Source organism: Nonomuraea sp. NPDC049028 (assembly GCF_043197735.1).
Classification (GTDB): domain Bacteria; phylum Actinomycetota; class Actinomycetes; order Streptosporangiales; family Streptosporangiaceae; genus Nonomuraea.
In genome coordinates this window covers 368,813-382,997 of the sequence record NZ_JBICTR010000004.1, presented here as the reverse complement: position 1 = coordinate 382,997, position 14,185 = coordinate 368,813, and the positions used below count along the sequence as shown (strand labels likewise).

The window sequence follows — 14,185 nt, the reverse complement described above, 5'->3', positions numbered from 1 at the left end:
TTGCACTGGGTCATCACCGGCACACTGCTGGCCGGATTGCTCACCGTTCCCACCACCACCCCCACCGACACCTGGACCGTCAAGGCCCCCACAGGCGGGCCCGTCGCCACCGTCCACCTCGACGCACAGGGCCGTCCGTCCGTGGCCGTGTCGCGAGACGGCGCGACCGTACTCGAACCCAGCCCGCTCGGCGTCACCACGGAACAGGCCGACCTCACCACCGGCCTGAGCCTGACCGGCCGTTCCGGCCGCGTGGTCGTCGAGAAGTACACCACCACGGCCGGCAAGCGCCTCAATCGCCTGTCCGTGATGAACGAGACCCGCTTCCGCTTCACCCGTGGAGATGCCAAGCTCGACCTGGTCGTCAGGGCCGCCCGCGACGGCGTCGCCTACCGCTACGAACTGCCCGGCGCGGGCGCCGTCCTCAGCGAGGCGTCGGCGTTCGCCGTCCCCGCCGGGTCCACCGCCTGGCTGGCCGGCCACCGCCGCGACTACGAGAACCCGTTCATCCAGTACGCCGACGTCCCCCCGGCCGAATACCAGATGCCCGCCCTGTTCGGAGTGGGCCAGAACTACCTCCTGCTGGCCGAATCGGCGCTGAACGGCTCCTACACGGGTCCCCGCCTGGTAAGCGACCAGGGCACCTACAAGATCGCCCTCTGGGACGCGCGGGTCCCCTACGACCACGGCCTGACCACGCCCTGGCGGGTCATGGTCACGGGCGACCTCGCGACCGTCACCGAGTCCACCCTCGTCGACGACCTCGCGCCCGGATCCCAGGTCGCCGACACCTCGTGGATCAAGCCGGGCAAGGTGCTGTGGAGCTGGCTGGCCGGTGGCCGGAGCGTGCAGCAGAGCCTTGAGCAGCAGAAGGAGTTCGTCGACTACGCCGCGCAACACCGCTGGCCGTACGTGCTGGTGGACGCCGGCTGGTACGACGATCCGGTCACCGGCGAGCGGGCCTGGACGGATCGGACGGCTGAATTCACCTGGATACCCGAGCTCGTCGAGTACGGAAAGGCGCGCGGCGTCGGCATCATGACCTGGCTGCGATTCTCCGACTTCGACACCCACGACAAGCGCGTTCAGCGCTTCGGATTGCTGCGTCAATGGGGTGTCAAGGGTGTCAAGCTGGACTTCATCGACTCCGAGGCGCAGGAGCGGCTGCAGTGGTACGACGGGACGCTGCGCGACCTGGCCGACAACCAGCTCATGGTCAACTTCCACGGCTCGACCGTGCCCAAGGGGATCAACCGTACGTGGCCCCAGGTCATGAGCATGGAAGGCGTGCACGGGGCGGAGAAGTCGTCGAACCTGACCACCAGCCACCTGGCGGCCCTGCCGTACACGAGGAACGAGATCGGCTCGATGGACTACACGCCGATGGCCTTCCAGCGCCCCAGCCGGCCCACTTCCGACGCGCATGAGCTGGCGCTGTCGGTGGTGTTCGAGTCGGGGCTGGAGAACCTGGCCGGGTCGCTGGAGGCGTACCGGGCGCGGCCCGAGGCGGAGCGCTTCCTCGACCAGGTGCCCACGGTGTGGGACGAGACGCGGCTGCTGTCCGGCAAGCCGGCCGACCACACGGTGATGGCCCGGCGTAGCGGCGACCGCTGGTTCATCGGCGCCGGAGTCTCCGGGGCGGCCCGGACGCTGCAGGTGCCGACGGGCTTCCTGCGAGGCCGGTGGCTGGTCGAGGTGACCGGCGACGGCGCCGACGGGCTCGTCCGTGAGGCACACGTGGTGCAGGGCGGCACGCTGCCCGTGGAGGTCAAGGCAGAGGGCGGGTTCGCCGCCATCGCCTGCCGCTGGCGCCCCGGCTTGACGACCTGCGCCCGCTGAGGCTGAGGAACAGCACGGGCACCCCGGCCGATGTGCCCGTTGGGGAAACAGCGGCCAGGGACGCGGGCGCCCAAGCTCGCGTCCCTGGCCGACCATGAACGCGCTTCACTAGCCCGGCAAGCGGTTGCAGAAGCCAGAAACTCGGATCTTTACAGGGCCTTGACCGTACTCCACCCCAGAAATACCGTCATTGGTGCCTAACACATCCGATCTATTCACGATGAGGGGCACCCTATGGATCGGCGAGACCTGCTGAAGGCCGGGGGCGTCCTGGCCGGGAGCGCACTGCTGGCCGGCGGCTTACCCGGACCGGCGTCGGCGGCACGGGCGGTGACTTTCCGGGTCATGACGGCCGCGACCGGCGTGGCGGCGAGGACCGACCGGCGGCCCGTCGCGGGGGGAGTCCACGATCCGAAGGCGGGGACGACGTTCGTCTCCTGGGGCGGGACGAACGAGGACAGCTACGTCCAGGCGTTCCGCCACGGCCGCTGGTCGGCGCCGCTGAAGATCATCGACGGGCGGGGCGACTCCCACAACTACCCGACCATGGTGCAGGCCGACGATGGGCATCTCGTGGTGGTCGTCGGGATGCACAACGGCGAGACCGTGGTCGCCAGGTCCCCGCAGCCGCACACCATCGACGGCGAGTGGAGCTCCCGGGTCGTCGCGGAGGGCGCGGCGGCCAGCTATCCGATGCCGTTCAAGGCGGCCAACGGGCACCTGTTCGTGTTCTTCCGGGAGACCACCCGGACCGTGGATCCGAGCGCGCCGACGGACAACCGGCCGATGCTGTTCATGAGGTCCACCGACCACGGGGTCACCTGGCAGAGCTCCAAGCAGCTCACTGGCCTGCCGTACGTGCTCGGCTCGACCGACAGGGCGGACAACCTCAACGAGATCTACGTCGGGCAGCTGAGGTACCAGCGGTGGCCCGAGCGCGTGCACCTGGTGTGGACGCTGGCCGGCGGCGGTCCGGACCAGCACCGGCACGACTACTACCACAAGGACATCCACTACGCCTGGTTCGACCCCAACGCGCTGACCTTCCACGCCGCCGACGGCACCGACCTCGGGCCGCAGCTGACCAACGACGAGATGGAGGGGCCCTGCAAGGTGGCGGTGACGCCACTTGAGCGCCCGGCCGACGTCGTCTCGCCCGACTACATCCAGCTGGTCGGCTGGCTGCGGAACGGCCGGCCGTTCGTGGTCTGGTTCACCAGGGACGCCGCCCTCGGATTCCACGACTTCGCCTCGGTGTGGACGCCACGCGGCTGGCAGACCAGCGAGGTGGCCACCGGGCTGCGTACGAGGGAGATGGAGCAGATCGGGCCGGACACGTGGCGGGTCTACACGACGGTAGACGGGCAGTCCGGCATCGCGACCCATCGGCTGGAGCACGGCCGGCGGTGGACGCCCGAGGCAGTGATCCCCACTCCCAAGCCGGTCCAGCGGATCGAGCTCATCACCCGCTTCCGTGACCCGGCCAGGATCCTGGCCACCGGAGCGTCGAGCGCCCGCGAGGTCACCGTGGCCGACGGCGACGTCTACGTGGCGGGCCAGGACTGAGCCGGCCGTCCGGGCGGGCGCGGCTCGGCGCCATGTTTCCTCAGGTCAGCACCACTGCGATGCCATCTTTTCCGCATATCACCGAGAATGCGCATTTATCCGCAGTTGAACCCCACAAGGGAGGCAGCCGTACCAGGCCGAGAGAGAACGGAAAGGGTAATCATGAACATGCGCACCCTCATTGTCCCCGGCCTTGCTGCCTCCCTCGTACTGATCGCCACTTCGCTCAACCCGATTTCCGCACAAGCGACCACCCCCGTTTACCTGGCCGCGTCGCTCAAAGGCGCGAACGAAGTGCCCGCCCAGGGCATGAAGGTAGGTGACGCGGACGGAAGCGCGCTCGCCGTGTTCCGCATCCATGGCAACCGGGTCGACTACGCCGTCCGGTGGAGCAAAGTAGACGCGCCCAGCGGGTTCCACATCCACCGCGGCGAGGCGGGTGAGAACGGCGACGTCAGGGTCCCGTTCTTCGTCGAGGCGCTGCCCAACACGTTCCACGCCGTCAAGGGCACGGTCCAGGTGCAGGACGGCGCTCTGCTCAGCCGCATCGTCAGCCATCCCGGCAAGTGGTACGCCAACCTGCACAACGCCGAGTTCGGCGGCGGCGCCGTACGGGCCCAGCTGTACCGGATCCGCCCGGTGGAGCTGGAGTCGGTGCTGTCGCACGGGTTCGGCGCCACGCTCACCACACGGGCCGACGGGCGCCAGGAGATACCGGCACCCGGCATGAAGGTCGGCGACCGCGACGGACGCGCCGGTTGGCTGGTCCAGCCGGAGGGCAACCGGGTGTGGTTCGCCGCCGCGTGGGCGGGGGTCGGGCCACCGGTCGGCGCGCACATCCACCGCGCCCCGAAGGGCAAGAACGGGCCGGTGGTCGTGCCCTTCTTCGCCGCCGAGAAGGGCCTGCCCGCCAGCGTCAACGGCATCGCCGGCAGCACGACCACCTCTACAGCGGTGGCCCGCCGCATCTGGAAGAAGCCCAAGAACTGGTACGCGAACCTGCACACCGCCGCGTTCCCGGGCGGCGCGGTACGCGGCCAGCTCTACAAGGGCGACTGGTAAGCCGCCCCGCCTCTACAAGGCAAGGCTCACGCGCCGTCCGAGCACGGCGCGTGAGCCTTGTAGAAGCGGGTGATCGACCAGGTCATGGCCGATGGCGGCGGCAGCGAGCACGCACAGTTCTTCTTCCCGTCAGCCTCTCTCTGCACAACGTTCACACGGGCCCTCCAACGTGTCCGCTCGAGGGCAACCGGCTTGGCCGGTTGCCCGTGCGTGCATGCAAGTGAAGGGACTGCGCCTGATGCGGCCAGCAGCAAGACATTTATTCGACGGCGTACGGAGCCGGGGGCGCCTGGCCGCCGTCGGCACGGCCGTGGCGCTACTCGTGAGCAGCCTCGTGACAGCGGCATACGCCGACCCGGGCCCGGCGGAAACGGACCGAGGACGGCCCACCCCGACGCCGACCACTTCCCAGAGCCCTCCGACGCTCACTCCCATCAGCGGGTCCTACCTCGAGGGCAAGGTGAAGGTCGCCGCGACCCCGGTCGCGGCCGGAGACAGCGTCACGAAACTCGCCATCGACGGCGCCGCCGTCAACGCCACCAAGACCGTGGGCGTCTCCAAACTCCGCTTCGACGTGGGCTCCAACTCCACGGAGGCGCAGTACCACAGCTACATCCTCGTCAACGGCGCGCACCGCAGCGACATCGGCGACTACGTGAACGAACGAGCCACCATCGACATCCCCAACGAGCAGCTCGTCAAGGGCGAGAACACCGTTGAGATCGTCGTCGGCACCGTCCAGTCCTCCTGCGGCACCAACTACGACGACTTCGTGCTGTCCGACGTGGGCCTCGAACTGCTCGGCGAGGTCGCGGACGGCGAGGACAACCCGTACACCCTGTCCTTCGGCGACGGCAGCTGCGGCACGAACACCTCGCTGCTGAAGCGGGCCACGCTCAAGTTCTTCGTCCAGGCCGACCCGCAGGGCACCACCGGTCTCGCGGCGGAGGTGGACACGACGACGCTGGCCAACGGCGAGCACGCCATCACCGCCACGACCGCGGCCGGGGCGAGCGTCAAGAACACGGTGACCGTGAACAACGCCCCGGCCGGCGCGCCGCGGCTGATGCCCACGGACGGCACGCTCGTGGCGGGCACCAAGCCGGTCTTCGCGAACGTCCCGGCCACCGGCGAGGGCGGCGTCAAGTCGCTCACCGTCGACGGCGCCGAGCCCGTCACGAAGGCCACGCTCGGCAACGGCGCCGCGAAGCTCAGTTTCGACGTGGGCGCGGACTCGATCGACGACAAGTACGACAACTTCCTGCTCGTCAACGGCAAGCGCGTCGACCTGGGCGGCTCCTGGGTGAACCAGCGGGTGACCGTCGCGGTCCCGGCCAGGTTCCTGGTCCCCGGCGACAACACGATCAAGCTCGTCACCGGCGACTACAAGGAGACCTGCGGCAACGGCCGCGACGACTTCACGATCACCAACCTGGACCTCGCCCTGGACGGCGCCACCGTGAAGGGCCAGGACATCAAGCCGTCGTACGAGATGGGCGACGGCACCTGCGGCAGCAACCAGAGCGCCCTGCGCGAGGCCGAGCTGCGCTACACGATCGACGCCCCGGCGGTGCACGTCATCGAGACGCTCGGCTCGGGCGACGCGACCCTCAGCTTCAACGTGGGCACCAACTCGATCGAGGCGCGCTACCAGAACTACCTGCTCGTCAACGGCCAGAAGGTCGTGCTCGACGGCGACTTCGTCAGCCGCCGCGTCGATTTCACGATCCCGAACGAGTTCCTGGTGCCCGGCTGGAACACCATCGACTTCGTGGCCGGCACCTTCCCGACCTCGTGCGGCAGCAACCGCGACGACTTCGCGATCTCGAACATCGCCCTCACCCCGGTGGGCGGCACGGCGACCGGCCAGATGGTCAAGACCTCGTACGGCATGGGCGACGGCAACTGCGGCGACAACGTGAACCCGCTGACCGAGATCGACCTGGAGTTCCTCGTGGACGCCCAGGCCCGCGGCCTGCGCGCCGACCTCGACACCAAGGCCATCAAGGACGGCAAGCACACGCTGGAGGCCACCTCGGCCGCGGGCAAGGCCGCCACGCGCCTGCTGGTCACGGACAACTCGGCGCCGAAGGTCGCCAAGAGCGTCCCGGCCGCGAACGAGAAGATCACCGCCTCGGTGATCCTGGACGTCAAGCTCGAGGACGCCTCGGCCGTCGTGTCCGGGCCGGACGTCAAGCTCGACGGCCAGCCGATCGAACTGGGCGCCAAGGTGGGGCCCGGTCTTCGAGCCGGCAAGCACACGCTGGCCGTGACCGGCGCCGACGGCCTCGGCAACACCGCGGTCCGCGAGGTCGTCTTCGAGTCCGCGGGCATCCCGGACGTCCCCGCCGAGCTGACCCCGGCGCTGGGAAGTGTCGACGTGTCGGATCCGGTCAAGCTCTCGGCGAAGGTCGCCGAGCCCGATGGCGGCCGGTTGACGGCTACGTTCTCGGAGGCCAAGATCCTGGCGCCGGACCAGGCGTACCAGGGCACGACCCAGACCCTTCCCACGACCCTGCAGGTTCCGGGTGAGAAGCGCGTCAGGACGGACGGGCTCGACCCGGCCGACGGCAAGACACTGGACGCGCCCACCGGCCAGGACGTCACGTACCAGCGGTTCGACGTCCAGGTCGAGGGGCACGTGGACTCGCCGGTCCTGCGGTGGGAGGGCGTCATCGACCCCGAGCGCCTGGTCGCGCTGCGGGTGTGGAACACCAAGGACAAGGCGTGGGACCTGCTGACGAGCGCCCGCGGCGCCGCCACGGGCAAGACCGCACTCACGGCCGTGGTCGACACCAAGTACATCGACAAGCGGCAGGTCCACGTCATGGTGACCGGTGAGGACCCGTTCGCCGACGACATCGAGCCCGGCGACCCCAACGGCTTCGCCGACCCCGCCACCTACGACTTCTCGATGGTCCACTTCACCGACACCCAGTACATCTCCGAGGGCGCGGTGGAACAGGAGACGCCCGAGGAGCGCGCGGTGTGGGAGCGCGCCTACTCCGGCATCGTCGACTGGATCAAGGCGAACAAGGACCAGCGCAAGATCTCGTACGTCGCGCACACCGGCGACATCATCGAGAACAACATCCGCAAGCCCGCCGACGAGGCCACGCAGAAGCAGGTCGTGGGCGAGTTCGAGGTGTCGTCGAAGCAGCAGCGCGTGCTGGACGAGGCGAACATCCCCAACGGCGTGATCGCCGGCAACCACGACAACCAGTCGGGCACCGAGGAGGGACCGGAGGCCATCTACAACAAGTACTACGGCCCCAACCGGTACCAGGACGCCTCCCAGGGCTGGCAGCACGCCAAGTACGGCGGGCCGTGGAAGGAGGGCGACAACCAGAACCACTACGACCTGTTCTCCGCCGGTGGGCTGGACTTCGTCGTGGTCGGCCTGTCGTACGGCGTGACGAGGGACGAGGCCGAATGGGCCGACTCCATCTTCAAGAAGTTCCCGGGCCGCAATGGCATCCTGCTCTCCCACGACTACCTCGTGCCGAGCACCAACCCCGACGGGCGCGGCGCCGGATTCTCCGCGCCCGACGGCTCGATGCTGTACAAGACCGTGGTCGAGAAGAACCCGAACGTCTTCCTGATCCTCGCCGGTCACGAGCACGGCGTGGGCACCAACGTGAAGCCGAAGGTGGGCCAGGTCGGCAACGGCGTTGTCGAGCTGCTGGCGGACTACCAGTTCTACACGGTCTCGGCCGACCGTCTCGGGCTCACCGAGATCGGCGGGTACAAGCCGGACGACCAGCTTCAGTTCGGCGCGAGCTTCTTCCGGCTGCTGTCGTTCAACGTCAAGCGGGCGGAGCTGAGCGTGGACACCTACTCGCCGCTGCTCAACGACTTCGGCGCCACCGAGTTCGATCCGCTGCGCCGCTACAACGGCAAGGAGGACAACATGGTGCTGCCGGTCGATCTCACCTCCCGTACGACGAGCTTCCAGACCGACTCCCTGGCGCTCTACAAGCCCAGTCGGATCATCGGCAAGAGCACGGTGACGTCGGGCGAGGTGGCCTCGGTCACCTGGGACCGGCTCAAGGACGACACGGCCTACGCCTGGTTCGTCACGGCACGTTCGGCAGGCGGCGGTGTGACCGCCTCCGAGCCGAGCGTCTTCGTCACGAAGGACAAGGACGGCCGTCCGGGCAAGTGGGGACCTGACTCGCCCCTGTACCACTGGTTCAACCGCTGATCCAGCCGCCGCCCCGGACCTGGTCCGGGGCGGCATCCCCCTCTTGGAGACACGAGACATGCCCCATATGCGGCGGTTGGCCACGCTCGTCCTCGCCGTCGTCCTCGGTGGCGTGCTGGCCGGCCTGGCGCGTCCCGCCCCGGCGGCGGCGCACGACGTCACGACGACCGCCCAGGCCGAGGTGACCGGCACGGGGACGAACGTCAAAGTCGTGCTCGACCTCGAGTACGACCTGCTCATGAAGTCGGCCTGGCTCTACGCGGAGGCGTACGAGGCGAAGGAACGGGCCGAGCAGCTCCGCCAGCTCACGATCAACCGCGACGCCGTGACCACGTACGTCACGCGCCGCTTCGACGTGGCGTACGACGACAAACCATGCGCGCCCACGCAGGTGGGCGCGGCGGACATACGCCTGCGCGACAAAGTGGCCTTCGCCGTGCTGACCTACGCCTACGCCTGCCAGGGCGACGGCGGGGGAGCGCACGCGATCTCCAGCGCGCTGTTCCCCGACGCCGAGAGCTTCGTCCACAGTACGAAGACCATCGTCCGCTACGACGTCGACGGCGAGAAGGGCTCGGCCGTCCTGGCCGCGCAGAACCCGACGCTGCGGGTCGGCGAGCATCCGGCGCCGAACCAGATCGGCGAGTTCTTCCTGCTCGGCGCCGAGCACCTGCTGTTCGGCCTGGACCACGTCCTCTTCCTGCTCGCGCTGCTCATCGGCGCGCGCCGCCTGCGGGACGTCGTCATCACGGCCTCCGCCTTCACCGCCGCCCACAGCATCACGTTCCTGCTGGCGGCGATGGGGGTCGTGGACGTTCCCGGCCAGATCGTCGAGCCGATCATCGCGGGCTCGATCATCGTCGTGGCCCTCGCCAACCTCCTGGGCCGGGGCGAGGACCGGCTGGGCAGATGGCGGCTGCCCATCGTGTTCGCCTTCGGGCTGGTGCACGGGCTCGGCTTCGCGGGCGCGCTGGACATCGACCAGAGCGGATCGTGGGAGTTGCTCCTGTCGCTGCTGAGCTTCAACCTCGGCATCGAGGCCGCGCAGCTCGCGATCATCGCGGTGCTCTTTCCGCTGCTGGTGCTGCTGCGCCGCACGCCCGCCGCCCGCTGGGGGGTGGTCGCGCTGTCGGTCCCCATCGTGGCGGTCAGCCTGTACTGGTTCGTCGATCGCATCCCGCTGCCGCTCTGACCGGGCACCGGCCCGGCCGAGGTCCGGTCAGAGGATGGTGAGCGGGTCGGCGGCGCGTTCGCGCAGGGCGGTGATGACGCTCGCGAGCGGGCCGCCGCGATCCGTCGCGCCCGCGGGCCAGACCACGCCGAGCCGGAAGTGCAGGTCCGGGTCGTCCAGCGGCACGAGGACGAGCCCGGACTCGGTCAGGACGCGGCCCGCGATCGTGTTGGGCGTGATCAGGGACAGAGCGCGCGAGTGGGTGATGTGCGCGGCGATCTGTACGACGTCACTGTGCGGCATCTCCCGGATCCGGGTGACCCCGCCCTCGCGCAGATGGTCGCGCAACCCCTTCATCACCAGCGGGTGCACCTTGAACGAGGTGAGCAGCATCTGCCGGTCGGCCAGGTCGCGGAGCGTGAGCCGGGCCCGGCCGGCCAGCGGGTCGTCGGCCCGCATGGCGATGGCGAAGCTGTATTCGGCGAGGGCCAGGCTGTCGAGGCCGGGGGCGTCCACGGGCAGGTGGACGACAGCGATGTCCAGCCGGTGCGCCGCCAGCAGGGCGAGCAGCCCCGCCGACGGCTCCAGGCTCACCGGCAGCTCGATCCCGGGACTCACCCGCGCGAACGTCTCCAGCACCAGATCCAGGACCTGGGTGGGGGCGAGCGGCGTGGCCCCCACCCGCACGGCCGGGGCGACGACGGCGGGCCCGGCCGCGAGGTCCGCCAGCGCGTCGAAGCGGGCCAGCACGTCGCGGGCCGGCTCCAGGAACGCCCGCCCGAAGGCGGTCAGCTCGACCTGGTGGTAGCCCCGGTCGAACAGATCCTTGCCGAGCTCCTTCTCCAGCTCCCGGATGCGGCGGCTGAGCGGGGACGACGTCACGTGCAGCCGTTCGGCGGCGCGCCCGAAGTGGAGCTCCCCGGCCACGGCCACGAAGTAACGGAGCTGCTGGATGTCCATCTCGCTCAGAGTAGCGACGGACCCCGGCGATCAATCACCCGCACTGATCACGACGGCGCCAGCAACGAGACGAGATCGTCCCATCGGGCGAACAGCAGCCCCAGAACAGCGCCGAAGACGCCGACCACCACGCTGAGCGCCGGGTCGAAGGAACCGCTCACCAGCGACCCCGCCAGCCCGAGCAGGGCGATCACGACGAGCACGACGTTGCGCACCACGTGTTCTACGCCCAACGGCGTCTGGGTGGGGCCGAAGCAGCGGCAGGCCACCTTGTTGCCCCTCCGGACGACCAGCGCGACGGCGACGGCCAGACACCCGAGCAGCCCGGCCGCGAGGACGAACGACGCCGATCCGGCCCAGCGAAGGGGAACCGCGGCCAGCACGATGACCCCGCCCTCCGCCACCACCGTGGCGACCGCCGCCGGGACCTTCACGCCGCCGACCAGCCCCATCGCGCCGACCGACACGACGAACTCGTCCCAGGCCCGGCGGCTGGAGACCTTGCCCACCAGCGCGAGCGTGAACATCGTGAGCAGCAGCAGTCTGCTCGCCACGTCGACGTACTGCATGATCACAAGGTAGCCACGGGCGAGCGGATCCAGCAAGAGGGGACTCGTTACGCTCGAAGATCCACGAGCAGGAAGTAGACCGTCGTGCTGATTCGGTTGCTCGGACCCGTCGAGGTGGAGCGTTCGGGCCAGACCAACCCCGTACGGCCGCCGCAGGTCGCGCTCGCACTGGCCGCGCTCGCGTGGGAGGTCGGCCGGGTCGTGTCCGTCGAGACGCTCCTCGCCCGGGTCTGGGGCGAGCAGGTTCCGCCCGGCGCGCGGCGCACCCTGTACACCATCATCACTCGCATCCGCCGCGACGTACTGGCCGGTGACGGCGCCGTCGTCCAGCGGACCGGCGGCTACCTGCTCGACGTGGACGAGTCCGCGGTGGACGTGTCGCGCTGCCGGAGCCTCGCCTATCAGGCGATGGCCGAGCCGGACCCGGCGCCGCTGCTGGGCGAGGCTCTTGCGCTGTGGCGCGGCGACCCGCTGACCGGGCTGCCCGGCGAATGGGCCGAGCGTGCCCGCCACCGGCTGCGCGACGAGCGCAAGGCGACCATGCTGCGGTGGGCGCGTACGGTGACCGGCCGCGACGCCGCGGCCGCCGTGGCGGCCCTGACGCCGCTGGCCGACGAACACCCGCTGGACGAACTCCTGGCGGCCGCGCTGATCGAGGCGCTGCACACGTGGGGGCGGACCGCCGAGGCGCTGGCGCACTTCGCCCGGGTACGCCGGACGCTCGCCGACGAGCTGGGCGTCGAGCCCGGTACGGCATTACGGCGCGTCCACCGGATGCTGCTGCGCTCCGGCGACGTGGCCGAGACCACGCACGTGGTCCCGGCCCAGCTGCCGGTCGACCTGAGGGGCTTCGTCGGGCGGGCGGCGGAGCTGGACCGGCTGGCCGAGGCCGCGACCGGCGACCGGCCGGCGAGCGCGGCGGTCTGCGCGATCTCGGGACCGCCCGGAGTGGGCAAGTCGTCGCTCGCGCTGCGCTGGGCGCACCTCAATCGCGACCGCTTCCCGGACGGGCAGCTGTACGCCGACCTCAGCACGGTCGACCCGGCCGACGCGGCCGTGGTGCTGCCCCGGTTCCTCGGCGCGCTCGCGGTCCCGGAAGCCCAGATCCCGTCGGACGTCGAGGCCCGGATCGGGCTCTACCGCAGCCTGCTGGCCTCCCGGCGGGTCCTCGTGGTGCTCGACGACGCTCGTGGCGCCGAGCAGGTACGCCCGCTGCTGGCCGGCGCGCCGGGGTGCCTGACGCTGATCACCAGCCGGGCCGAGCTGACCGGCCTGGCGGTCACCTCAGGTGCCTCCCTGGTACGCCTGGACGTCCTGCCGGACGACGACGCCTACCGCCTGCTGGCGGCGCGGCTGGGCGAGCCCAGGCTGGCGGCGGAGCCCGAGGCCATCGCGCTGATCATTCGCCGGTGCGGCCGGCTGCCGCTGGCCCTGGCGATCGTCGCGGCGCAGCTGGCGCGGCACACCGACCTGCCGCTGGCCGAGGTCGCCGCGGACCTCGCGCGGCCCGGCGCCGATCTGGAGCCGTTCGCCCACAGCGACCCGGCGATCGACCTGCGCGGAGTGTTCGGGCGCTCGTACCGGGACCTGCCCGAGCCCGCGATCCGGCTGTTCCGGCGCCTCGGTCGCCACCCCGGGCCGCACGTGTCGCTCGCCGCGGCGGCGAGCCTGGCCGCCCTGCCGGTGGACCGCACCCGGGAGCTGGCCGCGCGGCTCGACCGCGCCAACCTGGTCGACCTCCGCGCGCCCGGCCGCCTGCACCTGCACGACCTGCTGCGCGTGTACGCGTCGGAGCAGGAGCGGGCCGCCGACAGCCGGACGGTACGGCGGGGGACGACGAGGCGGCTGCTGGACCACTACCTGCATTCGGCGTGCGCGGCCAGCGAGGTCTGCTACCCGCACCGCGAGAAACTCCAGCTGGAACCACGGGCGCGCGGTGTCGTGACGGAGCGGTTCGCCGATCAGGCGGAGGCCCTGCGCTGGTACGCCGACGAGTCCGTGGCACTGCCCGCGTTGCTGACGGAGGCGACCGAGGCCGGGCTGGACCGGCACGTCTGGCAGCTGGCGTGGGCGTTCTCGGAGTTCATGCAGCGCCGCGGCCCATGGGAGCAGGTGCTGGGCGTTCAGGCGGTGGCGTTGGACGCGGCCGAGCGGCTCGGCGACCGGCTGGCCCAGGCCCGGTGCCACAACTGCGTCGCGCGCGCCCACGTCAGGCTCGGCCGCGACCTGGCGGCCATCGAGCACTTCCAGCGGGCGATCGAGCTGCATCGCGACCTCGACGAGCCGGTCCTGGAGGCGCACGTCCACCTGGGCCTGACGGTCTCGCTGAACCGGGTGCGACCCGCCGGACAACTGGGCCACACGCTGCGCGCGCGGGAGCTGTTCCGGCAGGCCAGCGATGCCATCGGCGAGGCGCGGGCGTTGAACAACGCGGGCTGGTTGCGGGCCCAGGTCGGCGAGTACGACCAGGCGCTGGCCGACTGCCGCCGGGCCCAGCGCATCCTGGCCGAGTTCGGGTACGCCCAGGGCGAGGGCCACACCTGGGACAGCATCGCCGTCGTACTGGCGGCCAAGGGCGACTTCGCGCAGGCCGTGGCGTCCTACGAGCGGGCGGTGGAGTTGCTGCGCGGCTGCGACGACCTCCACCCGGCCGCCGAGACGCTGGTCCGGCTGGGCGAGACGCACCTGCGGGCCGACGACACCGCCGCCGCGCTCGACGCCTGGAAGCGGGCGGCGGAATGCTACGACGCCCTCGGCGACGCGCAGGCCGACAAGGTACGCGCCCGCATCGCGGCCCACGACCAGGAGGGGTGA

Annotated in this window: 8 protein-coding genes; 6 read left to right on the top strand and 2 right to left on the bottom strand. The window is 70.5% G+C overall.

From position 1 onward, the window contains the following. The 5 genes from ACGFJ2_RS17360 to ACGFJ2_RS17340 all read left to right on the top strand — a co-directional run bounded on the left by ACGFJ2_RS17360 (position 1) and on the right by ACGFJ2_RS17340 (position 9,863). A complete protein-coding gene (locus ACGFJ2_RS17360; RefSeq protein ID WP_393469196.1) occupies positions 1-1,839 on the top strand; it encodes a glycoside hydrolase family 97 catalytic domain-containing protein in 1,839 nt (612 codons plus the stop codon). Between the two features lie 234 nt (positions 1,840-2,073). Then, positions 2,074-3,405: a BNR-4 repeat-containing protein gene (locus tag ACGFJ2_RS17355; RefSeq protein WP_393469193.1), complete on the top strand. Its 1,332-nt coding sequence runs from the start codon at positions 2,074-2,076 to the stop codon at positions 3,403-3,405. A 162-nt stretch (positions 3,406-3,567) separates the two neighbouring features. Continuing rightward, a complete protein-coding gene (locus ACGFJ2_RS17350) occupies positions 3,568-4,467 on the top strand; it encodes a CHRD domain-containing protein (protein ID WP_357952360.1) in 900 nt (299 codons plus the stop codon). Positions 4,468-4,789: 322 nt separating this feature from the next. Next, the gene (locus tag ACGFJ2_RS17345) at positions 4,790-8,671 is read left to right on the top strand and encodes a metallophosphoesterase (RefSeq protein ID WP_393469189.1); all 3,882 of its coding nucleotides are present in this window, start codon (positions 4,790-4,792) and stop codon (positions 8,669-8,671) included. A gap of 58 nt (positions 8,672-8,729) precedes the next feature. Continuing rightward, a complete protein-coding gene (locus ACGFJ2_RS17340; RefSeq protein WP_357952362.1) occupies positions 8,730-9,863 on the top strand; it encodes a HupE/UreJ family protein in 1,134 nt (377 codons plus the stop codon). Between the two features lie 27 nt (positions 9,864-9,890). Here the strand turns inward: ACGFJ2_RS17340 and ACGFJ2_RS17335 are convergent, their stop codons facing one another. Further along, positions 9,891-10,802, bottom strand: coding sequence for a LysR family transcriptional regulator (locus ACGFJ2_RS17335; protein ID WP_357952363.1), 912 nt, complete (start codon positions 10,800-10,802; stop codon positions 9,891-9,893). Positions 10,803-10,849: 47 nt separating this feature from the next. Further along, positions 10,850-11,371 (bottom strand): MauE/DoxX family redox-associated membrane protein, encoded by a 522-nt coding sequence (locus ACGFJ2_RS17330; RefSeq protein ID WP_357952364.1) that lies wholly within the window; start codon positions 11,369-11,371, stop codon positions 10,850-10,852. Between the two features lie 84 nt (positions 11,372-11,455). Here ACGFJ2_RS17330 and ACGFJ2_RS17325 point away from each other — a divergent pair, with 84 nt between their 5' ends. Further along, entirely contained in the window at positions 11,456-14,185 is a 2,730-nt protein-coding gene (locus ACGFJ2_RS17325) for a BTAD domain-containing putative transcriptional regulator (RefSeq protein ID WP_393469184.1), read from the top strand.